Source organism: Ignavibacteria bacterium (assembly GCA_015709655.1).
Classification (GTDB): domain Bacteria; phylum Bacteroidota; class Ignavibacteria; order Kapaibacteriales; family Kapaibacteriaceae; genus OLB6.
Genome location: CP054181.1, coordinates 1,704,663 through 1,729,957 on the forward strand (window position 1 = coordinate 1,704,663; position 25,295 = coordinate 1,729,957).

General features: G+C 48.4%; 18 protein-coding genes. 8 read left to right on the top strand and 10 right to left on the bottom strand.

Features of this window, described 5'->3' with window-relative positions; all coding sequences use genetic code 11:
* The first annotated feature begins 52 nt into the window (after positions 1-52).
* On the top strand, positions 53-4,597 hold the full coding sequence (locus HRU79_06820; GenBank protein ID QOJ26378.1) for an RHS repeat protein: 4,545 nt from the start codon (positions 53-55) through the stop codon (positions 4,595-4,597).
* A gap of 6 nt (positions 4,598-4,603) precedes the next feature.
* The gene (locus tag HRU79_06825; protein QOJ26379.1) at positions 4,604-5,095 is read left to right on the top strand and encodes a T9SS type A sorting domain-containing protein; all 492 of its coding nucleotides are present in this window, start codon (positions 4,604-4,606) and stop codon (positions 5,093-5,095) included.
* Positions 5,096-5,433: 338 nt separating this feature from the next.
* Here the strand turns inward: HRU79_06825 and HRU79_06830 are convergent, their stop codons facing one another.
* From HRU79_06830 to HRU79_06845, 4 genes are all read right to left on the bottom strand, one after another.
* A complete protein-coding gene (locus HRU79_06830; GenBank protein ID QOJ26380.1) occupies positions 5,434-7,257 on the bottom strand; it encodes a hypothetical protein in 1,824 nt (607 codons plus the stop codon).
* Positions 7,258-7,299: 42 nt separating this feature from the next.
* Positions 7,300-7,737: a transposase gene (locus tag HRU79_06835; GenBank protein QOJ26381.1), complete on the bottom strand. Its 438-nt coding sequence runs from the start codon at positions 7,735-7,737 to the stop codon at positions 7,300-7,302.
* A 149-nt stretch (positions 7,738-7,886) separates the two neighbouring features.
* Positions 7,887-8,321, bottom strand: coding sequence for a hypothetical protein (locus HRU79_06840; protein ID QOJ26382.1), 435 nt, complete (start codon positions 8,319-8,321; stop codon positions 7,887-7,889).
* 17 nt (positions 8,322-8,338) lie between these two features.
* Positions 8,339-8,638, bottom strand: coding sequence for a transposase (locus HRU79_06845; protein ID QOJ26383.1), 300 nt, complete (start codon positions 8,636-8,638; stop codon positions 8,339-8,341).
* A gap of 478 nt (positions 8,639-9,116) precedes the next feature.
* On the opposite strand from HRU79_06845, the gene HRU79_06850 reads away from it, so the two are divergent.
* The 5 genes from HRU79_06850 (at position 9,117) to HRU79_06870 (ending at position 15,828) form a co-directional block, all read left to right on the top strand.
* Positions 9,117-11,807: a T9SS type A sorting domain-containing protein gene (locus tag HRU79_06850; protein QOJ26384.1), complete on the top strand. Its 2,691-nt coding sequence runs from the start codon at positions 9,117-9,119 to the stop codon at positions 11,805-11,807.
* Positions 11,808-12,359: 552 nt separating this feature from the next.
* Complete coding sequence (locus tag HRU79_06855) at positions 12,360-13,463, top strand: peptide chain release factor 2 (protein ID QOJ27287.1); 1,104 nt, start codon at positions 12,360-12,362, stop codon at positions 13,461-13,463.
* 14 nt (positions 13,464-13,477) lie between these two features.
* Entirely contained in the window at positions 13,478-14,221 is a 744-nt protein-coding gene (locus HRU79_06860; protein QOJ26385.1) for an NAD-dependent deacylase, read from the top strand.
* Between the two features lie 15 nt (positions 14,222-14,236).
* A complete protein-coding gene (gene acpS / locus HRU79_06865) occupies positions 14,237-14,608 on the top strand; it encodes a holo-ACP synthase (protein QOJ26386.1) in 372 nt (123 codons plus the stop codon).
* Positions 14,609-14,664: 56 nt separating this feature from the next.
* Positions 14,665-15,828, top strand: a complete 1,164-nt coding sequence (locus HRU79_06870; GenBank protein QOJ26387.1) for a 5-(carboxyamino)imidazole ribonucleotide synthase — start codon at positions 14,665-14,667, stop codon at positions 15,826-15,828.
* A gap of 18 nt (positions 15,829-15,846) precedes the next feature.
* On the opposite strand, the gene HRU79_06875 is transcribed toward HRU79_06870, so the two are convergent.
* The 6 genes from HRU79_06875 to trmB all read right to left on the bottom strand — a co-directional run bounded on the left by HRU79_06875 (position 15,847) and on the right by trmB (position 23,139).
* The gene (locus HRU79_06875) at positions 15,847-16,476 is read right to left on the bottom strand and encodes a hypothetical protein (protein ID QOJ26388.1); all 630 of its coding nucleotides are present in this window, start codon (positions 16,474-16,476) and stop codon (positions 15,847-15,849) included.
* A complete protein-coding gene (locus HRU79_06880; GenBank protein ID QOJ26389.1) occupies positions 16,469-17,833 on the bottom strand; it encodes a hypothetical protein in 1,365 nt (454 codons plus the stop codon). Before HRU79_06880 ends, HRU79_06875 begins: the two co-directional genes overlap by 8 nt.
* Positions 17,834-17,918: 85 nt before the next feature.
* Entirely contained in the window at positions 17,919-20,063 is a 2,145-nt protein-coding gene (locus tag HRU79_06885; GenBank protein ID QOJ26390.1) for a PBP1A family penicillin-binding protein, read from the bottom strand.
* Positions 20,060-21,775 (bottom strand): PD40 domain-containing protein, encoded by a 1,716-nt coding sequence (locus HRU79_06890; protein QOJ26391.1) that lies wholly within the window; start codon positions 21,773-21,775, stop codon positions 20,060-20,062. Before HRU79_06890 ends, HRU79_06885 begins: the two co-directional genes overlap by 4 nt.
* Before the next feature lie 38 nt (positions 21,776-21,813).
* Positions 21,814-22,431, bottom strand: a complete 618-nt coding sequence (locus HRU79_06895; protein ID QOJ26392.1) for a leucyl/phenylalanyl-tRNA--protein transferase — start codon at positions 22,429-22,431, stop codon at positions 21,814-21,816.
* A 12-nt stretch (positions 22,432-22,443) separates the two neighbouring features.
* A complete protein-coding gene (trmB, locus tag HRU79_06900; GenBank protein ID QOJ26393.1) occupies positions 22,444-23,139 on the bottom strand; it encodes a tRNA (guanosine(46)-N7)-methyltransferase TrmB in 696 nt (231 codons plus the stop codon).
* A gap of 101 nt (positions 23,140-23,240) precedes the next feature.
* On the opposite strand from trmB, the gene secD reads away from it, so the two are divergent.
* Positions 23,241-25,289 carry a protein translocase subunit SecD gene (gene secD / locus HRU79_06905; protein QOJ26394.1) on the top strand — a complete coding sequence of 683 codons (2,049 nt, stop codon included), beginning with the start codon at positions 23,241-23,243 and terminating at the stop codon, positions 25,287-25,289.
* Positions 25,290-25,295 lie beyond the last annotated feature (6 nt).

Below are 25,295 nucleotides of genomic sequence, written 5' to 3' on the forward strand. Positions count from 1 at the left end.
CAATAGATTTCTTGGAGGCAGTATGTTCGATGGTCTGTATTCTGGGCTTGCGTTGAGATTGCTGCTGAATGTAATTGTCGGAATTATGCTGGGTACGGGTTTTTCAGCGGCCGGCGTACTCAATGTTACAATCTCGAGTATCTCGAAAACCTGCGTCGGTGATAAGCCAACCATTTCAGTTGTTTTATCGAATACAAACACCACGTATGGAATAAACGGTATAAAAGGAACCATAGTCATTAGTGACGGCAGTACCCCGGTAGTGCAGGATTCAATTGGCACACACACTCTGGCACCCAGCGGGTCAAAGCAGGTAGAGATTGTATCCCAATGGACAGCGCCCGAGCCGGCAAACAAAACCTATAGTGTCAAGTTAACGGCAAAGGGCCTGGATAATATCAACGGAACCCAAACGGCTGAAAATACATTTACCGTATGCCCGGGTGCGGCATGCCCGGACAGGCCAACGGCAAGCGGCGATGTGATTTACTTAGGCACCGGAAATAGCGGCTCAATCAGCTATTCAACACCCAAGGAGTCTTGCTGCTTTCGCATTAAGGTTACAAAGGTTAGTGGCAGAACAGATGCAGTTACTGTTTCGCCGGACACCTGGACAGTTGTTTCCACTGCCGGTACTCAGGTTGCTGTAACCATCGATAAGGTAAAGAACAACGGCCAGACCACCGTCGTGCGAGTTGACTGGCGTTCATGTGATGATAAGTCGGCCGGCAGTGACTATGTTTTGGTACGCGAAGGGCAGGCTCCAACCGCATCTAACCATACTACTCCGCCCCCTCCGGTGAGTGGCGCTCAATGTCCTAACAGTGGCTATGACAGCGATCCGGTAATTACCGCTACACGTGAGGTTATTGTCTCCGCACCCGTTGACGTGATTACAAATGCGGATATTGGTGTATCGCTGGAACGCGACTACTTGTCATCGCTGCAAACTATCAGACCTAAGGTGCATGACTTCGGTCCCGGATGGAGTCATCCGTTTGACTGGACACTTGTTTCTGGTGACGGTGAGGCATACATTCTGGGCCCGCTCGGCTTGAATATCCGATTTAGGCAGGCTGACGGGAAGTGGGTGCTTGACTGGCCAACAACCGGCAGCTACCAACTATCGCGCCCCAACAACAATACCTGGATGTTGCTTGATCGAGCGGCCGACCGGTTATACGAATTCGATAGCGCCGGCCGCCTGCTCAGCATTGGTAATACTGCAGGATATAAAAACACTGTCACCTGGACCGGGGCATGGATTACCGGAATATCAACACCAACAGGGAAGGGGCTCACCTTTGCGCGCGACAGTGTTGGCAGAATAGTGTCGGCATCCAATGGGCGGACAACAACCCTGTATGACTACACCAACGGACTACTGACACGTGCAACGGACGGACTTGGTAATGCTACAACATACACGTATGCTCCGGGTACGTCGTTACTAACAAAATGGACTACGCCCGAAGGCCGCACTCCAATGATTGTAACGTACGACTCCGAAGGGAAGGTTCAAACGCAGGACTTTGGTGGGTTCCTCGTCAATTTTTCACAAGTTGGAACAACTACCAGCATTACTCTCCCAGGCGGGAAAACAACCAGGCACACGCATGATGCCGATGCCCGACTCACAAGTCTGACACGTGCCGGCGGCGGCACGGCAACGTTTGTATATGATGCTGCAGGCAATCGGTCTGAAATAACCGACATGGGAGGTGGTAAAACAGTACGGACGTTCATTGATGGTCTGCCGACCTCCGTACGGTATCCCGATAACACTGGATACACAATCAATTACCGTAACCGCACTGTAAATGATTTAGACATTGCTGATATTGAGAGTATCGAGGTCGTCAATGGCCTTACAACAAGCATTATACCGGTAACCGATATGGTTAAACAAATCATACGGTCAGACGGGTACAGCGCCGAACTCACCTACCAACCACTCACGTCAAAACCAGTGCATGTACGGTCAGCAGGAGTTGATAACAGCTACGAATATGATTTAGACGGTATGCTCAAGCGACTGACCATGTTTGATGGCTCCAGTTATACCTATGCTTACAATACCGATAATACATTAAAAGAGATTACAAGCAGTACCGGTTCACCAATGACGATTCAAACCAATACTCTGGGTGCCGTTACTGGCTGGCAGTGGGGAACACAACATGTACAGTACGCCTACGATAAGGATGGTCTGCTGTCAGCAATTACCGACGGTGAAAACCGAATCACATCGTTCTCGTATAATCTGCAGGGTATGCTGGAGAAGATTACAAAGCCCGGTGGCGCACTGACCAACTATACCTGGACAGGGCCTTATTTATCGGGAATTGATTTCGGAAATGGACGGTCGTATCAGGTGAACAGAGATTCAGATATGCGCCCAAATACCATTGTCGGCCCCAATGATTTATCGTATTCGGCAAAATACAACTATGAGGGTATCCCAACATCCTTTATTATGCCGGGAATCCCTGCAATAAATATAATATCAGATAACATGGGCAGGCGGACTCAGGTCATAACACCGTCGGGGCTGGCAACGAACTATACCTGGACAAACAGCGGAAGTCTTGGTGAAATCCAACTTCCAACAGGGCTCTCGTATTCGTATGGTCAGCGCAATAACAACAAAACTGTTGACATAACTCGGAATGGTTTGCCCTGGCTTAGCTACACAATGGAATATGATAAGATGCGGTCTGTTGACCTCACAATGACGGATGCCGAGGATAACACCTGGAGAATAAGCAGTTTCAGTGCCGGATACGCGGAATACACTACCCCTTCCGGAAAGAAAATGGTCGTACAATATGATGCATTAGGCAAGGTTAAAAAGGTGACCTGGCCCGACGAATCGACCGATACGTATGAGTATTCGCAGAACCGGTTAACCAAGGTAACTGTTGGGGGTGAAGCCAATACATTTACCTATGACTTGAGTGGCCTGATGAATTCAATGAACGGTGCTCCCATTGGTCGCGATCAGGCTGGCAGAATTACTGATGCCGGTAATATTCATAAAACATACAACGCAGACGGGCAGGTTACACAAATTGACGTCAATAACAAAAGGCTGGCATCCTATGAATACACCAACGGACGACCAACGGCAGTAACTGACTTCCTGGGTGGCAGAACGGAAATGCGTTATAACGATATGGGGTTGAAATCAGGTTATATCTATCCCGATTTATCAACTCTTAATTACGTTTACACAGCCGATGGTAAGATACAACGCATTGAAGACTCGGGTGGATGGTGGATGGAGTATGCGTACACCAACGGTCGGGTAAGCTCAGTCACGCGTAGTGACAATGTGAATCTGGACCAGGCATTTTCTGACTTCACCGTGAATTACACACAGGATAACCTGGTTGAGGGAGCACAGTACGATAGCCGTTTCCGATTACAGGGCGCTCCGTCATTAGGTATCACCAATATCAAGTATGGTCAGAGCGGTATTTCTTCATTCACAAGGGACGGAAAGGACTTCAGCATAATCTATAATGCGTTTGGCAAGATTGACTCTATTAAGAACAATGCTGAGACTGTGAAGTTTTACTTTGACCCATACTCCCATACACCTGCAGCAATATCCTATAAGATTGCTAATAGTGACTATGCTTTCCTAACCTTCCCCTATGCAGAGTCGAATTATCAAGTTTGTGATGTTACAAAGCTCGACGGCAAGTATCTTATCGATGATGGAAATGGGAATATAGTAGCTGTTCGTAATAAGGACGGTACGTATGATGAGCCGTTGTGGTACACTCCGTTTGGTGAAAAGATAGGAGCCCAACAGTATCCGCTGGGCTTCGGTGGATCCAACGGCATCGTAACCATGGGCGGCTTACATTTAACACTCGACGGGCGACAAACACACATGCCGGAACTGAGTGATGAATTTCAGGGTGCATTTGAAAAGAAGTTCGGTTTTGGGAAGGTAGGCGGTGACGAGCCAGTGCCTATCGACGTAAGTGGTCATGTTGATATGGAAAGTGAGCGTGCAATATTCCAGGAAGAACTAATGGCCGTCCTACGAATGCAATCATCTTCAGCGCTGGATATGCTGAAGCGGGAAGGACTCAAAATTGCGCACCCTTTAAATGACGTTGAAGATCATTTTCCTTTTATGTCCGCAGAGTACACACCTCCGGCTACAAGTGTGCTGAAGTGGGAAGGATTCAGAATTGCTCGGGCTTCTACTGAAGAGGATAAATATCATAATTCATACGTTTCTGATTTCCAATTTGCTGAACAATCAAATAACGACGCCGGGAGGAAGTACTTTCTGGATTATGCTCGAACACACGGCAGATTATTTGATGCAGTATTTAATCCGTTTTTTGACTATAAGGAATTCCTCAACAGAAAGGTATGGGGCTCTAGTACAGGGGGATATTTGAACCCTATCATCCAACTGGGTTGTGCTGAATTCCTCGTTGACCCCAATGAACTTCTTGCTGACTTCTTCTTTGGTGACGGGCCACCGGTTACTGCTCCGCCAACGATAAAGTCAACACCTGCTCCGCCTCTTCATGTAACGCCACCACTCACAACTACCCCGAATAAAAAATAGGAGAAAATGATGAAGAACTGTATTTGCATTGCCGGTCTTCTGACCTTGCTTGTAATCGCAGCAGGTGCTCAAACAAGACAAGATATTTTGTACGATGATTTAGGTAGGGTATCAACAGTGGTATTTACGCAAGGGGCTAAGCGATTAGTTGTGAACTATGAGTATGATAAACGTGACAACATTATCCGACGAACAGTGCAAACCACGACTGATGTTAACGATGAGAACTCAACGATTGCATCAATTCGAATGGTGCCCAATCCGGCAACCGATGCACTGTCGGTTGAACTGAGTGGCGCTTTAAGTGCCGGTGCACAGCTAACGATAACAGACGTCACGGGCAAGGTGGTGCTTTCGCGTACAGTACCTCCATCGGCAACAGGGACTGCGAGAGTGATGCTTTCAAAGTCGGACTGTGTGTTTGCAGACGGAGTGTATGTGGTTACTGCCCGCAAGGGTGAGGTTGTTGTTTCATCTAAGCTGATAGTTTCAAAATAGTGAACACGTACTGATGAGGGGGATTGGTCAAGCCCCCTCACATTCAATGATGACGGAGCATACGTGCTTGCCGGCAGGCTCTGTAGCACGATTCACCTCGCCCCCGAAGGTCCATTTGTATTTTTGAACATGTTCGATATTCAAAAATCAAAACTGGAAGAGCTTTCGGAACGTGTGGAACAACTCCGGAGGTTTCTTTGACGTTGATGCTAAATTAGGCTGCCATATTATCCCGCTTTGATTTGCAGAATCTTGGCTTGTGATGGGTGAAGTGAATACCTGCGCGTGGGGGATAATTTCCGAGACAACCATCTCATGTCATACAGAGATAGGTGCTATTATGAAAGAGTATAAAGTGCTACATGCAGGTCATCAGCCTTGGATAGCCCCAGCTTTTTCCTAATATTTAACCTATGGTATTCCACTGTACGCCTAGAAAGGAAGAGTGCCTGTGCGATATCAATGGATGTTAAGTTAAGGCGTAGAAGTGCAGCAATTTTGATTTCCATCGGAGATAGCGAAGGATAATGTTTTTTCAGCACGGACATAAAAGGCTGATGGTCATCCCACCTGATGCCCACCCCATCGCTATTCTGAAGTGCTGCAATATTACGTCCTAATCTTCCCACTAAACGCTGCTGGATTTCAATGCCGTTTCCTTGGATATAGGGTGTTAGATGTTCAACGTCGGCAGCGATCTCATGAAGCAAACTATTCCGGCTTACCAATTCCTTTATTGAATTTTCAATTTCGCGTCTCTGCTGGTCTAGTAATTGCTGTAGTGATGTTAATTCAACTTCATACCTAGCCTTCTCGGTACTCCTTTTAGTTTCCAATTCACTTAAGCGTCGCTCTAGGTAAAGCCGGGACAGTTGAAACCTGATCTTTTCGTTCTGGCTGTCAACAAACCTATCGTGGAATTCTCTGTACGCTACCAGAGCTTCCTTGTAATCACCTCTTTTATCATAGAGATTTGCAAGTGTTCGTAATGCCTCAATTAGTCCGGCAAGATTTGAATTGCTCTTGGCAAGGTTTAATGCTCTCTTGGCATATTCCTCTGCCATGCTAAGATTTATAAGTGAAGAATCTGCATTGCAAAATAAAAGGCTTAGATTGAGGCAAGCATTCATCTGCTCAGTTTGCATACCGGCTTTCTCTGAGCATTGTAACCATTCTAAAAAGCACGAGAGTGCTGATTCCCATTTCTGGTCATCAAAGTATGCCATTCCTTTTATTCCTAGTAGAGCTGCTGTCCTTGACGCAGCACCCACTGAATCACTTAAGGCTATTGCTTTGTCAATGTATTCATGCGCCAGCTGACGCTTGCCTAACTGAATAAGGCAATTGCCCATGTTGCCGTAGTTAAGTATTAACGACGTAGTCGCTGTGAGCGACTCGTTTATAGCCCGGGCACGGTTGTGGAATTCATAGGAAGATTGGTAGTGCTTCATGTAGTAATAGATCTGACCAATATTTCCCAACAATCCGGCTATTTGCATTCGATAGCCAATCGACTCGTATGTTTCTAAGGAAAGTAAGTAACTGTTAAGGGCTGCATTGTAGTCTGCATATTCGTTATATACGTTTGCTATATTAGAGTGCATGCTTGCCATAAGGTGCTTATTACCCAGAGTAGTAGCCAAGTGCAGTGCCTCGTTAAAATTCGTCATAGAATCTTCCAGGTTGCCTTGGTTTAGCTGTATAATGCCTAAGTTTCCCAACACTCTAGCAAGATCTTCTTTATTGTTCGTTTGTTTATAAATGTCCAGTGCCTTCGAAGTATAAACAAGTGCTTCTTTCCATTCCGTCTTCATAATATGCATGATACTGGAATCGCTATAAACGTCGGCAATTTCGTTAACATTGTTTCTACTTTGTGCTATTTGCATTGCCTTCTGTAAAAGCTGCTGCACTTCGTCGGCCTTTCCTTGAAACAAGGCAGCGCGGAGCATTATGCGGTAGCAACGTAGCGAAAGTGAGTAGCCCCCTTGTTCTTCCAGTGCAAGATATCCATTTATAAAAAGACCATCATCGGTAATGAGCCTGAGTGCCTGGCTGGCATTACTCCAAGCCTTATCGAAGTTACTGACCTCGATTGCCTTTGAAGCCTCAGCTACTAACCATAATAACTTCAGTTGACTTCCATAATGGTCACTGGTCATCTAAACCCCCTGTCATGAATTTAAGGATGGTGACTGTTTAAGCTAAAATAGGTTGTCCAAGTTAAATATCGAAGTAATTTCATGACATGCCTTATTAGAGTATTTGTGTTTTTTTTGTTTCCGTCTACCTTGCGCTTCATCGAGTATCTCGCGGCGTTGATGCTTAATCCGATCTTCCCGACCTTGGACCACGTCCAATGGTGTAACATAGCCAGGAGCTGAGTGATACCTCTTTGTGTTGTCGTCGTTGATAACGTTGCTGATCTGCTCAGTGAAGTCATCAACGTCGATGATGGATCGCTGTCGTAGTTCTTCCTTAGTCGTGCGGAACTGACGCTTCATCGTACCATTGGATTGCGGATAGCACACGGAAGGGCGACGGTGTTCAAAACCGCAGTCTGCGATGTAGCCTTTGAATTGAATGCCGACAAATTGACTTCCATTGTCGCTCACTAAGCCAGGCCTTGCATCGGGATACATCTCCGTGCTGGTGGTAGGACGAGTTCGACATCTCCAGTTGTCATGCTCCTCATAACGCGGTGATGTAGTACGTATCTGCTTTTGCCCTCAAGTACAGAGAACAGGTATGCCCGGTAGCCGAACTCCCACAGATAGCTGATGTCGATGTGTCAGTGGTCATGTAGCCTTCTCGGCTGGACAAACCCTGTTCCCTTCTTGGTTTCGGTTGACATCCGTGAGCTTATCCTGCCTGCCGTACTCAACACGCGATACGTTGTAGAAGTACTGTAGGCTGCAATGTCGTTATCAATCATTTCGTAGGTGAGCACGCGGTGGCTCAGGCGCCGTCCTTCACGTATGGTGGCATCGTGATACGCTAAGATCGCTTCCTGCTCCTGCGGTAGAATTTTCCACGAACATGGACGCTGCTGCTCACGCCTATTGGCCGCCTGAAAGGATGCTTGCCGCCACCGCTGATACCGACTGGGCTCAATGCCAACCCACGACAGAAGCAAGCGGCGTGAAAGGCGTGTGCGCTCACGAAGCGATTCCACCGTTGCCACAACATCACGGAGTACTTCCCCTGGTAGGTGTACTCCTCGCATGATCTGCCAGTCCTTTTTTATAACTCAATGTTCTCGGCCGCCAATTCGGCGACAACTTCCTGAAGACGTTTGATCTCTATGACGGATTTCTGTGCCCGTAGCTCGTCTGATGTGGGACTGCGCCGCCGACCAGCTCTAGTGGCAAATACTTGGACTCCACCTTCAAAAAAGGCTTTCTTCCATTGGCTGAATTGACCAGGATCGATTCCATACTGCTCGCACAGCTCCGATATCGGTCGCTTCTTTTCTAAATGTACACGGAGGATCTTGACCTTCTCCTCCGCACTCATGTGTCGCCGTTGTCGTTTCTCTGACATTGCTGCTCCTTATGATGTGAAAGCAGCACCAATCTAATGCTTAGAACTTTTTCTTGCATGTCCTGTTTTGTGTGAAACAGTTCACTATTGATGTTAGTATGCTAAGCTGTTCAGGTTAATGATTTACAGAAATTAAAAAGAACAAGTATACCCCAGTATTGAATAGATAATATCCTCAATGATAGCTTTGTGGTGTAGGGACGATTATTCCTGTTCAAGTAGTTAATGAAATTGATCGACTTACAGTTGAGATTCAGTCTAACCGCCCCTCAGATGTGCATTTGTACCTATCAAATGCCATTAGACATCAGCTTTACATAGTCTATACGGTCATGTAGGAAAGGAACTACATCAATAGAGATCGGATTCCGAGCATCTAGCGCAGACTTATACAGTCTACATATTCAAGCGGTTTTCAAGCGTATTACTACACTCACAATTATTTCACGTAGAAGCCACAAAACTAGGGAGTTCAAAAATGGCAAGGTCACATTCATATTACAAGATGATAATATGGTTAATTGTAGTCATTATCATTAAAACATCTCTCTCGGCCCAAACGCTATACTGGCAGGCAGCACCACCATATCTTGGCGATGGTCGTACCTTTCAACACGTTTTCACGTTAAATAACATAGCGTATGTAGGCGGAGGAGCTACAACCACGAATACAATATTAAGTAAACAACTATGGAAGTTTAGTCACACAACCAATGCATGGACACGCCTGAGTGACCCTCCCTTTCGCCCAAGGCTTGGTGCATTTGCCTTTTCTCTTGGAGGGTATGGTTACGTAGGTTCGGGGAGTAGCGGTGGAAACAGCTACTTTATTGACTTTTGGAGGTACGATCCAGCTCTCGACACTTGGCAACAAATGCAAGATCTGCCCAAGCTTATGCGGGGGAGAATTGAGCCGGCCGTTATGATAGTTAACAATAGGGCTTATGTAGTTGGCGGAGTGAATTCCGGCGGGAATCCATCCGATGTGTGGGAATATAGTCCGGGAGCAGGTGGAACGCAGGGGACGTGGACCGAGCTGGCTTCGTCGGGTCCTAATCCTTTTGCCATTTCCGGCTATGTTGAGGGCTTTGGAGAAGACCCTACGAGTGGGAATCAGGGCTACCTGTACGTTGGAGTGAGTGGGATCAACAGCAGTTGCTCAAATGGCTTCTGGCGCTTTGATCTGCAATCGCGTGTTTGGAGCCCAATGGCTAACTATCCATTGTCCCCTACAAACAGAGCAAGGACATGGGCAACTGGAGGTACAGTACTGGGCCAGACGGTTCTTGGCATCTCGAACGCTATTGGTTTTATTGGATTGGGAACTGAATGTCATTCACCGAATATACCTCAGCAAACGCTCTATGCCTTCGATCCACCAAGTATTGGGCAAGCCATGGGGAGTTGGATTCCATTCCCGTCAAATAACCTACTAAACTTTCCTGTAGAGTTGAATAGTGGAAGGACTTTTGTTCTCGGTAACAACATATATGTTGGTTGGCGGTACGATGATAGCACTACTGGCAATCAGATGTGGAGGATCGCAGCAGAACACGGTGATACTACTGCACCCGCACTGTGTAAAGGCGATGAGATTGGAGCCGTTGAGTTCGACTCACTCTGCTGTACCGGAAGAGTGTATATACACAAAGTTAACGGCAGTGATATAGATAAAATTAATTACCGGGTTATTGGTGGAAGTATTGATGGTGCATCAGTATTAGGGTGGTGTAGTTCGTTTAGCGCAGTGCCTGCATTTCCGGCATCCCAAGGCACTATTGACTTCTTGCCAGATTGCAACGCTGCCGGCTTCTGGCTAAATCTGGAGGTTTCCCCCTCTGCCGGAACAACGACAATAGAACTGGAGGTAGTACATGTTGATGGTGCCGTTTGTGAGGACACGATAACTTTCCACTGCCAACCCCCCGTTGCAACACGGTGTGACTCGATTTCAGTTCATCCTTCCGCCTTTGCTCCCTACCTGAATAGTAATACCGGGAATATACTTGGATCTGGGTTAGACTTTACGATATGGAATCACATACAGCCCCCGGCACTAATTTGTGCGGTAAAAGTAGATTTCATTACTAGTACATTTGTACCTGCCAACAATATTCCAAATGATATCATTAACAATCATATTATCGTTCCTATCCCACCATCCCAATTTGCTCTACATAGCTTTATGCAGAATCACTCGTGGACTGTGAATAATAGTGGAACTCCGAGTATGTCGCAGATGGTATTTTGGGACTTTGCTACCGGAAGCCCTGGTCCTCAGGCCGGCTCGTTAAATATTCCCACCGGTGCACCATTTAGTTTCTCACCAATTTACTTCTCTTTATTCATCGAATATCAATATGACTGGAGTGGTCAGGTGAAGTTCACTATCATTCACTGCGATGGCAGAGAATGTGAACAAACCATAGATTGGTGTGCGCGTCCAAATCTACATGATTGCCCACAAGATATCTTCCCTGGTGATGTTTCAACCCTTGGCGACATTGGTGGAATAACTCCGGACAGCGGCACTAGGCGCTTTGGAGATGTTATAACGCTCTCAAGGAGGCCTGATGTCGGTGAAGTACGATCAATAGGATTTCGTGTCCGTACAGAGGATTCTGGATTGGTTTCCATATTATCTGTAGGAGCTGACCAGAACGAAATATCTGTCGAAAACATTCGTGTCGGCAGCATAGCCGCATACCTTGACCTTGCTGCGCCCCATTCAACAGAATCATCCGAGTTCAATGTATCACTACTTGTTGAGTCGCGCCGACCACAGGCGAAGGATGTGTTCTTAGACATCATCTATTATAATGAAAGCTCAAAGCCATTGGCTACCGGTAGGGTGAGACTCGAAACCGTTGTGTCTGGCATTGGTGGAGGTGGCGACGCTGAACATTACAAGCCAATACTATATCAAACTGTTCCAAATCCAACTGCTGGAGATGTGCTAATCCGCTACCGTCAAACGACAAACGAGCGAGTTACGCTCACAGTCTTTGACATGGTAGGTAACGCGGTTGCTGATATTCCGGTGGTGAGCGATACCCCTGGATACCACGAGATCCCATTCAGCGTTCAAAACCTTGCTACCGGTACGTACTCAGTTCGACTCTCTACCACTAATGGAATATCCATCGTGCAAATGATTGTCGCACACTAAGGGCTTGTTTATGAACCATACTCTCCCAGCTATGTGGGGGGGGTGACTCCACCTGCTCCAATCAGATGATGCAAATAACGGCTATGCACTTCCTTATTAGTCCTCTAATCACCTTAGCCGGACTCCTAATCGTGATTTCTCACAAACATTGAGTATCAGATAGGAAGCTACCGCCGCAGGAGTAAAGAAATAAAACTGGCTATCCCGGCTTAACAATCCGGGATAGCCTAGACAAGCCGAAAACAAGGTGTATCGGCAATCCGGATTCATGACTGGAAGAAGAAGTGCTAGGTATTGGGAGAAGCGGGACCGTCGGGCAATGTTCGCAATGACGATCCGGGGACTCAACGACTTCGGATGGAAAATCAGGAACTATAAAAGATGATTGTCGATCAAGCACTGGCGTAGCGGACTAAAGCAGTCTGAAAAAAACGGAATATTGGTCAAGCCTCCTCACATTCAATGATGACGGAGCATACGTGCTTGCCGGCAGGCTCTGTAGCACGATTCACCTTGCCCCCGAAGGTCCATTTGTATTTTTGAACATGTTCGATATTCAAAAATCAAAACTGGAAGAGCTTTCGGAACGCGTGGAACAACTCCGGAGGTTCCTTTGACGTTGATGCTAAGCGCGATCTGATTGCCGAGCGCGACATGCTGTCGCAGGCACCCGACTTCTGGGATGACCAGGAGAGAGCCCAGAAACTCATGAGAGAACAGGCCGATTTAAAAGACTGGGTGGAAACCTGGGAACGCGCCAATAGCGCAACTCAAGATGTACGGGCCCTGATAGAACTTGCCGAGGAAGCCGCCGATGCTTCGATGGAGGCCGACATCGACACCGAACTTGAAAATGCCGTGCAGGCTGTTGATGAACTGGAGTTGCGAAAGATTCTGTCGGGCCCGGACGATAACCGGAATGCCATCCTCACCATCAATGCGGGTGCCGGAGGAACAGAAGCTCAGGACTGGGCCGAAATGCTGCTGCGTATGTACACCCGGTGGGCCGATCAGCACGGATATCAGGTGCTGCTTGCCGATGAGCTGGAAGGCGATCAGGCAGGCATCAAGAGTGGTACCCTTGAAATACGCGGAGCCTATGCGTACGGCTACCTGAAGGCCGAGAATGGCGTACACAGGCTGGTACGGATAAGTCCGTATGACTCGAATGCACGCCGCCATACCTCGTTTGCATCGGTATTCGTGTACCCCGAGGTAGATGACGACGTAGAAATCGAAGTCAACCCTGCAGATGTTGAAATGGATACGTTTAGGTCTGGTGGTAAGGGAGGACAGAATGTAAATAAAGTTGAAACTGCCGTCCGGCTTACACACGTCCCCACAGGCATCGTTGTAAGCTGTCAGCAAGAGCGCTCACAGTTGCAAAACCGTGAACGTGCCATGAAAATGCTTAAGTCGCGCTTGTATCAGAAACGTCGCGAAGAAGAAGAAGCTGCAAAAGCGGCCATCGAAGGAACAAAGAAAAAGATTGAATGGGGCTCTCAAATTCGCAGCTACGTGTTTCAGCCGTACACCATGGTCAATGACCATCGGACAGAAACTAAAATAACTGATGTTCACAGTGTGATGGACGGCGACCTTGACGAACTGATAAAAGCGTATCTGTTAATGGAAAATGCTGAGAGTCAGCATTAAGCAGGTGTGGCTGCATGCCGTCAGAAACAACGATACAACACCTCTGTGACGCAATGCATGTTTGCGTACTTACCGGCGCCGGAGTTAGTGCAGAGAGCGGCGTAGCAACATTCAGGGATCCCGATGGGTTGTGGGCAAAGTTTTCGCCGCAGGAGCTGGCAAGTATGGACGGATTCCTGGCAAACCCGGAGCGTGTGAGAGACTGGTACACATACCGTCTGCATGTTATTGACTCTGTGACGCCAAACCGGGCACACACGGCATTGGCAACGCTGGAGCAGCATGTTCCAAAGCTTACGCTGATCACACAGAATGTTGACAGACTGCACCAGCAGGCCGGATCGCGCAATGTAGTAGAACTGCATGGCAACCTCCTTGAAAACCGGTGTAACGGCTGCGGCTGGCTTACCGATGCACACAAGCATGTTGAAATCTGCATACGGTGTGGTGACCTGATGCGTCCCAACGTTGTGTGGTTTGGCGAGATGCTCCCGGTTGAAGCGATTGAACAAGCCACCGAAGCAGCCCGTACATGCGACGTATTTATCTGTATTGGCACAAGTGCCGAAGTATATCCTGCCGCGCAGCTCCCGTACGATGCCCGAAACCATGGTGCGTATCTTGTAGAAATTAACCCAAACCAAACAGTCCTAACGCCGTACGCTCACCAGTCCATCAGGCATACAGCAGTTAAGGCTGTATCGGAGTTAGTAGAGCGGTTTCTGAATAAACGCAATACACATTCACCACCACGCTGAGGCCAAGAGAATCTGATGATAATTGGAATTGGTACTGATATCGTAGAAGTTGCCCGAATACAACACGCTTATAGCGAGTACGGGGAGCGGTTCTGCAAACGCATATTTACCGACACTGAAATCAGCTACTGCGAACGTTTTGGCGAAACCCGCTTTCTGCATTACGCCGCCAGATTCGCTGCCAAGGAAGCGTTCTCGAAAGCTATTGGAACCGGCATGACCGGGGGAATGGCATTCAAACTTGTTGGTATTCGAAATCTGGAATCAGGACTGCCCATCATCGAGCTGTTCGGTGCAATGCATGAGCGCTGGTCAAACAAAACGATTCACGTTACACTCTCACATACCGATAACGTAGGCCTGGCCGTTGTTGTTATTGAATCATAATCATCTGGTAAGGGACCAGAGCTCATACTATTCGTTCATCATCATAAATATAAAATATGTTACCATCTATTTATAACCCATCCGAAATACTTACACTGGGAATACTTGGAGGCGGTCAGTTGGCAAAAATGACGGCACAGGCTGCACAGCGCATGGGGCTGAGGGTTGCAATTATCGAGCATGCTTCCAACTCGCCGGCAGGAATGCTTACGAAGCTTGAGTTTACCGGTGGCTGGGACAGCGAAGAATCGGTACAGCAGTTTATTGAAGCATCGGACGTGATTACGCTTGAAAACGAATTCATCCCGCCCGAGGTGCTCGAAAAGTTTGCAGAAAAACGATTACTGTACCCAACCGTTGAAACAATGCGTCTGGTCCGCGATAAATTCACACAGAAACAAACATTTGCAGGTATAGGTATCCCCACACCGCACTTTGCTAAAATTATTGATCGTGAAGACTTAATCGCCTTTGGAAAGCAGTACGGATACCCTTTTGTTGTGAAAACCAGAACACACGGTTACGACGGACACGGTAATGCTACCGTAAACCGTGAATCGGAAATTGACATCGCCTGGAACAGGTTCATGGGTGGCGGTAAGCCCAGGGCCTTGTACGCAGAAAGTTTTGTCACGGCCGCAAAAGAACTTGCAGTCATGGTTGCCCGAAACAAGCGGGGCGAAACTGCTGTGTATCCGTGTGTGCAGACAATTCAGCAAGGCCATATCTGCGTTACGGTTTTAGCCCCCGCTCCAATCGAGGAACACCTGCAAAAACAGGCTCAGGAAATTGCTTTAGCCTGCGTAGAAGCCGTTGGAGGTATCGGGGTGTTTGGTGTGGAGATGTTTTTAACGCCAGATGACAAAATCATTTTTAACGAAATAGCGCCACGTCCGCATAACAGCGGACACTACACGATTGAAGCATGCCACGTAAGTCAGTACGAAAACCATGTTCGTGCTGTTCTGAATCTGCCTTTAGGAGCGGGAACAATGCAGGTACCTGCAGCCGCTATGATTAACATGCTTGGTGAGCGTAATGGTAACGGTATTCCCGACAACATTCTGGATGTTCTGAAAATTGATGATGTGGTTCTTCACCTATATGGGAAGAAGGAGGTGCGAATGGGACGTAAAATGGGACACCTTACCGTAACGGCAAATACAGTGGATGAGGCTTTTGCACGTGCAAGTAAGGCATTGGACAGGCTGGTGTGGTAAGCCTGACACTAATGATTGCTATTCTTCGGGTTCAACTCCGACAATATTAAGATTTGTTATTTCAACGCTGCTACCCATCCCCGGAGCAACCAGGATCCACTGAGTGGAAGGAGTGTGATTCCGGAAGCGGGGGAATTGAGTGCAACCAACCTCAATATCGGTCCACCTGCCTAAGGATGCGTACTTGATTGCAAACGGCTGGGCTACAGTATTTGTAGTTCGGGTTTCCGACTTGTCACGGTAACGCAGTGTTGTTAGCGAACCATCAATATCGATAGTAATTGGGTTGGGGTTTGAGCCGGTACTATCATCGTATGGGGTTGACCGTAACCGTACTGTGGCATTGTTGCCCCGAACAAAGCGCATAACTGTATTCAGCTCGCCATCGGTAATCTGCGGGTTCCGGATGGCAATCCTGGCAGGCCATGATACAACAACACGGTTCAGAGCCGGCAGTGAAACCGAATCGGGATTGCTCAGGATTCGTCCGTCCAGCAGCGTGTAGTCTTCAGACTGCAGCTGAAAAACACGCCGGTTACAACCACTCAGCAGAAGCACAGTAACGATGGCACCCAGCACCAGTTTTGATGTCTTGATGGATGTAACGGCAGGCATGTGCCGAACCGATGCAGGCATGGTATTACTCATGCGGAAGCCCCCTGCCATACCGCAGCTCATCTCGTGAGAATATCCTGTCAAACAGTCTGGCCCCCACACCAATGTAGAACACGCTGAAGCTGCTGCTGGTTTGTATTCTGTCGCTAAGATTTTTTAAGAGTTCTGATCCGGTATTGCCGCTAAGATATCCGAAAACAACCTGTAGCGATGTTTGATCGGCAATTGGCAGCATGACGCGGGCACCGGCCTGTAGGTAACGTGACGGAGCAAAGGCAGTTTCCACAAATGGGTCAATGGCAAGTTTACCACTGCCGGGATTCCACCGGTAGCCTACCTGAATTGGCAGGACACCAAGAGTGTATTCACGAATACCCGCAACCGTAAAGTTCAAAAGTGACGTGCCCGCATAAAACCTGTAGTCGGCAAACGGTAAGGCAAGTTTGGCTGTAAGTGCAGACACAGTAAAACCGTTTATTGGATTTTCGGTCTGCGTTTTAGGGTCTTTTCGAGAGAAAAACGAACTATCAGCACTTGACCCAAGAAATGCAAAGTCAAGAACCGAAAGCTGCCAGCCGCTATGTTCGTGGTTTTTCCATTCAACCTCGAGTTCTTCTTCGCGATTTAAAAAGTCGAACATTCCTAAGCCGACACCCAGATACGGAAAGCTTACCAGCCGGGCATCGCCGCCGATAAGGGTAGTCTGACCAAATACGTATCCTGCCTGAAGTCGAAGGTTAACCCCGGCAATGCTTCCAACATCGGCACTCACGTTGGCATGCACGTATGACGAAGGCATAGCAGTGAAGTGCAGTCCTGGAGTAATGGCAACATAGGGAATCCTATCTCTGAGATACCACCGTTTTCTAACTGAAAAAGTACCAACGCCGGTGAGTGTGTTCTCAACATCATCATCGGGAGAAATCTGCTCAAATGCAGTTAGGCCGTACGTCCAGTTTGGATCATCCTTGAACAGATCAAGTTTCCATTCACCGATACCCAGCCTTAGCTGCTGACCGGTGAATAGCGTACGGTCAGGGATTGTGGTGGGATCACCAAAAAGGATATCATCTACTTCGGGAAAAATGCCAAACAAACCCAGCAGGGTGCTATTACCCGTTTGTAGAGTACCTATCATGCCAACGCCTTCGAACAGTGCAAGGCGTATAAAGGCTGGGTATTCACGCGTTACAACGCTGTCAAACTGAAGCAGGGCACGCTCGGTAGTAACCGTCCGTGATGACGGGTAGATGATACCTTCGGGACGGGAGTTTGGCTGGTTCTTTACCTCGCTGGCCGTAAGCGTGTCAATAATCGTATGTGTAAAGCGGTCGCGCTCAACGCGGTTAATGGACCCACACGCCGTTATCAGACCTATGCTTAGTATCATGAGCAAAACAGCCGTCCTGTGTGTTCGTGATGCCTGGAAGGGGCTTGGGTACCGGCTAAAACTTGTCGGTGACGGTTTGCCAGAATTAGTGTAGGACTTCTGCACTGTCGGCCTCCTGTTTTGTTGAGCTTTTTTCTTCTGGTGGATTGACAATATCTATGGGCAGTACCGTATCGGCCGAGGCAGCCTGCAGCGAGAAAACGCTTCGCTGGAACGGAAGGACCTGATCGGCGGAGATGTGGGCCATAAGCCGACCCCATATAGGCGCAGCGGCCCGGCCGCCCTGTCCGTCGTTCGTGGTAAAGTGAATGCGTCGGTCGTCGAATCCTACCCAAACACCGGCTACAAGCTGTGACGTGTAGCCCACAAACCATGCATCGGCAAAATCGTTGGTTGTACCGGTTTTACCGGCAGCCTGCTGCTTAAAGAACTGCCGAACTCGTGAGCCGGTACCGCCGTCAACTACACCACGAAGCATGCTCGTCATGGTGTGGGCTATCCGGGGCGAGATAGCATCAGTAACGTTTAGTGGCAGTTTTCCTTCCCAAAGTACATTCCCGCGCTTATCTTCAATTTTTGTAATAAACCCGGGCTCAATGGCCAGACCCTGGTTAACAAACGGGATGTAGGCTGCGGTAAGTTCCAGCGGACTAACTTCAACAGCGCCCAGAGCAATTGATGGCACGGCACGAAGTGTGCTTGTAATACCCATCCTGCGGCACATGTCAACAACGTCGGCCGGAGTAGTAACTTGTGTTATGAGTCGGGCTGCCACGGAGTTAACCGACATCTTTAATGCCTGGCGTAGCGTCATTGGTCCTCCGTCCTTACTGCTGCCCCGTGGAGCCCACACCTGGCCATTGCCAAGGTGGATGCTGAAGGGACCGCTTTCAATCGTTGAGTCGGGTTTTATTCCTGCTTCCAGAGCAGTGGCATACAGAAACGGTTTAAAAGCAGAGCCGGGCTGACGTTTTATCTGAGTAACGTGATTGAGCGAGTATTTTGATGCACGGTTTAACTTCATTGCCCGCGGCGAAGCACCCACCATAGCAAGAATGGCTCCGGTGCGGCTGTCCAGCACTACAACACCGGTTTGAATTGTCTGAGCCAGGTGTTTGATGCTGTCAATATATCGTCGGCTGGACGATAATCGTTTCATCATTTTCGACCGGTCTTCTTTACCGGCCGAAATATAGTCTGACCGTTGCCGAATGCTGTTGCTGACAATGCTCTGAAGAGTATTTCTGTTGGACTTCCACGACCATGAATCATCAAACATTTTCTGGAATTGTATCAGGTGTTCTGCAACGGATTCGTTGGCGTAATTCTGAATCCGGGCATTAAGGGTAGTCGTGATTACAAGACCGTCACGGTAAAGGTCATATCCATCGAGTCTGCGCTTCCAGGTTTCGTCCTGCGTTAATTCCTGCCGAATCATCTCAACAAAATGTGGTGCGATTCCACGATAACTGTCGGTAGAGCTGACCTTAACAAGCGGCTCGGTGATTGCCTGTGCATAGCTGCTTTCCGAAAGGAAGCCCTGTTCCTTCATCATTTCAAGAATAAGGTTGCGTCGTTGTACGCCAATACTGTCATCATTATTATACCGTTCCGGTGCCTTAAACAGTCCAACCAGATACGCACACTGAGCTGCAGTAAGCTGCATTGGTTCTCGTTTAAAGTACGTGTTTGCTGCTACACGCAAGCCGTAAGCCCCTTTCCCGTAATAGACGGCATTGGTGTACATCTCGATGATTTCTTCCTTGGTGTAGGTGCGCTCGATCTGTAGTGCTGTCCATGCTTCCCGGATTTTTCGTGCCAGTGTTTGTTCCTGGGTGAAGTACAGGTTTCGGGCAAGCTGCTGCGTGATTGTGCTTGCGCCTTCCTTTGTGCGCAGTGAAAGCACATTTTTAAAAGCCGCTTTTATAATCCGCATTACATGCACGCCCCAGTGATCGTAAAAGGCTCTGTCTTCGGTTGCAATCAGGGCATGGACAAAGTGGTCCGGAATACTGTCATACGGAACATAGGTGCGCCTGGTTGTTGCAAAGTGATCCAGGACAACGCCATCGGCACTCAATACCTGAGTTGCCAGATCCTGGCGGGGATTTTCGAGTTGCTGAAGAGTAGGAACGCCTGATGAAAGTGAGTAGGCAATATAGCCCGCAACTGCGATTGTAACAAAAGCAATTGAATATAAAACAAGTCTCCAGGCAGTGAATGGTTTCATTGCTCAAGCACCTTTACGAGCTCTACACGACGGGCTCGTTTGCGCCACAGAACAATACTCTCTCCGGGGCGTCGGGCCGGGAGAAGTGATTCGCCGGCAGTCCGCCCTTCAAGGATTTCCGGGTTCACACCACTGGCTACTAACTGCTGTATGATAAAGTTTACGCGGTTCCTTCCCAACGTTATGTTGCTGGCATCCGTTCCAACATCATCGGTATGACCAATCAGGACTAAGCGTTTAAGGCGTGATCCTGATAATTTAATGTTGTTTACTAATGTCTGAAGAGCTGCATTCCATGTAACGTCAGTATCAACTCCGTTGGTATCCAGAGTGTACTGGTATGGTGCGTCAAAAATGGCAGTAGGGAAATTAATACGAAGCACCATTGTCACCGGGATTGAAAGGGGCTTTGATATCGTTACGGTATCGTTGTTTGATGCCTTGGGCACGGTAACCTTGATCTTATCAAAAAACAGTTCCGGCGTCTGAGCAGTAATATTCACGGTTTCGCCTTCGGGAAGGTTCAGTGCGTAGCGTCCGGCTGTATCTGTCTGGGTCTGTGATATCACCTGTTCCGACCAGGGCTTTGTAGCCTTTACATCAGCACCGGAAACGGGTTCCTTTGTATCGTTGCGGATTACTGTGCCTGCAACAACAACTGTTTTTGCCGGTTCTGCCGGTTTCTGATTGTTCACTTCTGCGTCTTCAGTTACAACGTGCACCTCGCGCTCGATCCGTGTGCCCTGCGTTTTCATCGAGAGAACAAAAACGTCGAAGTCTTTTCGGGATGTACTACCCCGTACAGGCTGATCGCTGGAGTAGTATAATGTCTGAGCGTCTGCCCAGACCGGGAACATCTCGTCGAACGGTGTGTTAACCGGTTTTCCGAGATTATAAGGCTTACCAATGGTGACAGTACTTCCGTTAACGGATACTGGCGCTGCGAACAAATCATAACCGCCAACCGTGGAATGTCCGGCAGATGAAAAGAGAAGCACTGAATCACCCGCAAACTGAGGGCATAGTTCGTCGCACGGTGTATTCACACCTTCACCCAGCGGTTGTGGAGCTGACCATGCCTGATTAATGAGAGCGCTCCACCACAGATCTGTACCACCCAGGCTTCCGGGTCGGTCTGAAGCAAACACCAATATCTTCCCGTTGCTGCTAACGGTGGGATGTCCGTCCCAATGAATAAATGAATTAACAGAATCAGACTGTAGTGGCTGCCTGCTCAAAACACCGTTCGTAAACACCGCCTGTTGTACCGAAGCATCACCGCTCATCATTGTGTCAGCAATTGCAGTAATATAAACGGATTGACTAATAGTCAGAGGCGATGCAGCTATCGATGTTGCAGAAGGGCGGTTCACGGTTACATACTCGGCAAGGGCAGGGGTATTCCCCCTGATAAGAATACCAGCGGAGCCACGAGTTTGCAGTGCCCACTCGTTTGTTCGTGTTGCGGCTCCGATAACCCGCTGGATAAACCACTGCTTATTATTCACAACAATCGACGTATCGTAGATGGTGCCGTTAAATGTTTCTGGCAAACACTGTGGAGGCGGTGGCGGAGGCGGACAAAAGGCGGCAGACCGTACAGTTCTTCCCGGCATACAACCGGCAAGCCATATTGCCGTAAAACCAAGGCAAAGGAAGGTTAAACAGGTGGAAAATCGTAAGGCTTCAACACCCCTGAATTTTCGTAACAATGTGGAAGGTGAAGTGTGCAGGACAGTCCTCCGAAAACTCAACAGTACGTACAGCCCTCATCGGCTGAGTCTGACGATGGTTTCAGACTTGTTTGCAAAATACGCTGATAAACAGAATCTGGAATCTCAATGGCACCCAACGACAGCGTAAAGTCATTTACATACTGGGTATCAAGCAGCATAAACCCATGCTCACGCAGATAGTGCACCAGGTGGTAGAACGCTACTTTCGACGCATCACGCTGAACCGAGAACATACTTTCGCCAAAAAAAGCACGTCCGATAGCTACGCCGTACAAGCCCCCTGCCAGGCGTCCTTCATTCCATGCCTCAAAACTGTATGCGTAACCCATCGAATGAAGCTGGGTATATGCGTCAATGATCTCCTGCGAAATCCATGTTTCATTCCGGTTAGCACATCCGGCAATTACTTCACTAAACGCCGTGTTTATCGTGACGTTATAAACTTGTTTTTTAACAGTCTTCAGTAGGGAACGTGCAAAACGCACCGACTGCAACGGGATGATTCCTCTGGGATCCGGGCGATGCCATTCTATGGCACCGGTATCTTCGTTAGCCATTGGGAAGAATCCCTTGCTGTAGGCAAGGAGCAGAACATCGGCTAAAACCGGAACTGAGCTGGCAGAAGACGTCATGCGAGTACAATCCTAATCATTGTTTGCATTTGCCGTTGCGCAGAACAGCCTGTACGGGATATTCTTGCGTCGGCAGAAATTCTGCTGATCGGTTTCAAAGCTGAACGGCCAATCGTCAGGGTGTAACTCCGCAAGGTGGAACCCCTGGTGTTCTTCGAGCATTGCTGCTTGCTGTTCGGCAACATCGGCACGATCGGTAGCAAGGTACAACTTTCCGTGTGGTACCAGAACCCGCTGTAGGTCAGTGAGAAAGGGGCTTGAAAATGCGCGCCGCTTATGATGTCGTTTTTTGGGCCACGGATCGGCAAATAAATATGTAGCATATTCAACCGATGAGTTGGGAATCCATGAAAATCCGTTTGCAGCACTGTACCACAAAACGTGAGCATTGGTAAACTGCTCACCTGAAATCACCCGCATCGTCCATTCCACCAAAATATTTCGGATTTCGACACCTAAAACATTCTTTTCAGGAAAGTGCCACGCATGGTTCAGCAAAAAGCCCCCGCGGCCGGAACCAATATCCAGTACCAGCGGCTGATGAATATCTGTAAACCATTGCTCCCACTTGGCTTGCGTTATTACGGGCGGATACAGCGACGGTAGTTTTTGCTGGTCTGCAGCAGCCAGATATGACTGTGGATTTACGTGATGCCTGACCCGTGGAATCGGGTATTTTTGATAGTCAATTAAAAATTGCTGAAGCATAATAGCAAAACTACAGTCTCTGACTCTGTATATTTGCCGTCCTTGTCCCGACTCTCCGAAAGTTTTGGAGAGTCGGTTCCTGTTCAGTCCAGGAGGCATAATTGAAACAGAAAGTATTAAGTCGTTGGTTGATTCTGGTTCTGCCATTGGTGGCAGCAGCCTATTTGTTTTATCCCACATACGAGTATTACCAGCTCGATAATGAACGTTCTGCGCTGAAGTCAGACAGTGCCGCGCTTGACGAGTGGGATCGTAATAACGAAAAAGCGTTTGACGCTGCTAAGGCCGGACGGTTAAAGTTAGGTCTGGACCTTCGTGGCGGTATGTATGTTACCCTGGAGGTAGACGTACTGAAGCTGATCGAAGAGTCGGCCTTGCCGGAAGCCGTGGATGACCAGTTCCTGGCCATTGTGGAGCAAACCCGCAAAGCCACTGACAATACTGACAAGGATGTGCTTCAGACCTTTCTGGACATTTTCCGAAAGGATCCCAAGCGGTCGCTCCTGGAGTATTTCACGGTTAGCAATCAGTTGGATGTAACCGAGGAAGCTGTTGTAACGAAGCTTCAGAAGGACGTTTCTGATGCTATTGACCAGGCACTGCAGGTTATCAAGCAACGGATTAACAAGTTCGAAGTATCCGAGGTCTCGATTCAGAAGATTGGGTCACGCCGGATTCAGATTGAGCTTCCCGACGTTAAGGACGAGGGTGAAATTCGAAAGCTGCTGCAAACCACTGCACGTTTGGAATTTACCCGGGTGCTGAATGGTCCCCGTTTGATTGAAACCGCTCTGAATATTGATAAAATCCTGAAAGGTATGTCGATCGAAGAGCCGGTTGCCGACACCGCATCCGGCGCTGCTGCTGACTCAGCCAAGAACTTGGCTCAGGCCGACAGTACGGCAGACAGTGCCAAGGTTGACTCGGCTGGTAAACGTAATGCCGACACAGCAGATCCGTACGCCGGTTTATCCGAAGAAGAACGGGCACGACGTGTACGGGCAGACTACCCCTTTACCTGGATGATCAGCGGTTCGTATGCCGCTGACGAGCGTTCACAGCCACAGCAGTTTGGAATTGCAGGTGCAAAACTTGATGGCTTCCCAAAGACAGGGATTTATAACTTCTATGTTGGTGCCCGCGAAGTTCCAAAGCTGCTGGCACTCCTTGACCGTCCGGAAGTAAAGAAGGCAATGCCTGTGGACTTAAAGATTTTGGTAGGCGCTACTGCCGAGGGTCCGAAAGACCTTCCCGAATCCGAAAAGTTTTATTATGTGTACGCAGTTGCTGCCGAACCCGAGCTAACCGGTGACGCTATCACCGAAGCATATCCAAGCTTTGACCCTACGAACAACTCTCCGATGGTTATGATGCAGATGGACGCTAACGGCGCCGAACGCTGGGCTCAGATCACCGGGGCGAACGTTGGGAAACGAATTGCTATTGTACTTGACGGCAGGGTGTATTCGGCACCAAACGTTCTGGGCAAAATTCCAAATGGATCATCGCAGATCACCGGTTCAGGAAACATCGAGGAAGCAACATTACTTGCCGTTGTACTTAAAGCCGGAGCTCTGAAAGCACCGGTGAAGATTATCGAAGAACGTGTGGTTGGGCCCTCGCTGGGTGAAGATTCAATCCGGCGTGGCATCACCTCATCGGTTATCTCGTTTGCCCTGGTTATTGTATTTATGCTTCTGTACTATGCCATTGGCGGTGCACTGGCAGATATTGCCCTTTTGGTAAACGTTCTTCTTGTTGTGGCCGCGCTAATCGGCTTTAACGGGACACTGTCACTTCCGGGTATTGCGGGTATTATTCTCTCTACGGCGATGGCCGTGGACGCCAACATTCTGGTGTTCGAACGGATGCGAGAGGAGTTTGCCGCCGGCAGAAACCTGAGGTCGGCAGTCCAGCAGGGATACGAAAAAGCATGGTCAGCCATTTTTGACTCGAACATCACCAACATGCTCTCCGGTGTTGTGCTGCTGTTCCTTGGTACAGGACCTGTAAAGGGATTTGCTGTTACGCTCATTATTGGTGTAATCATGACGCTGTTTACGGCTGTGGTGATGACGCGTGCAATGTTTGAACTGATCATTGCCAGCGGTGCTACTACAATTAACCTTGGCCAGAAGAAACAAGCGTAAGAAAAA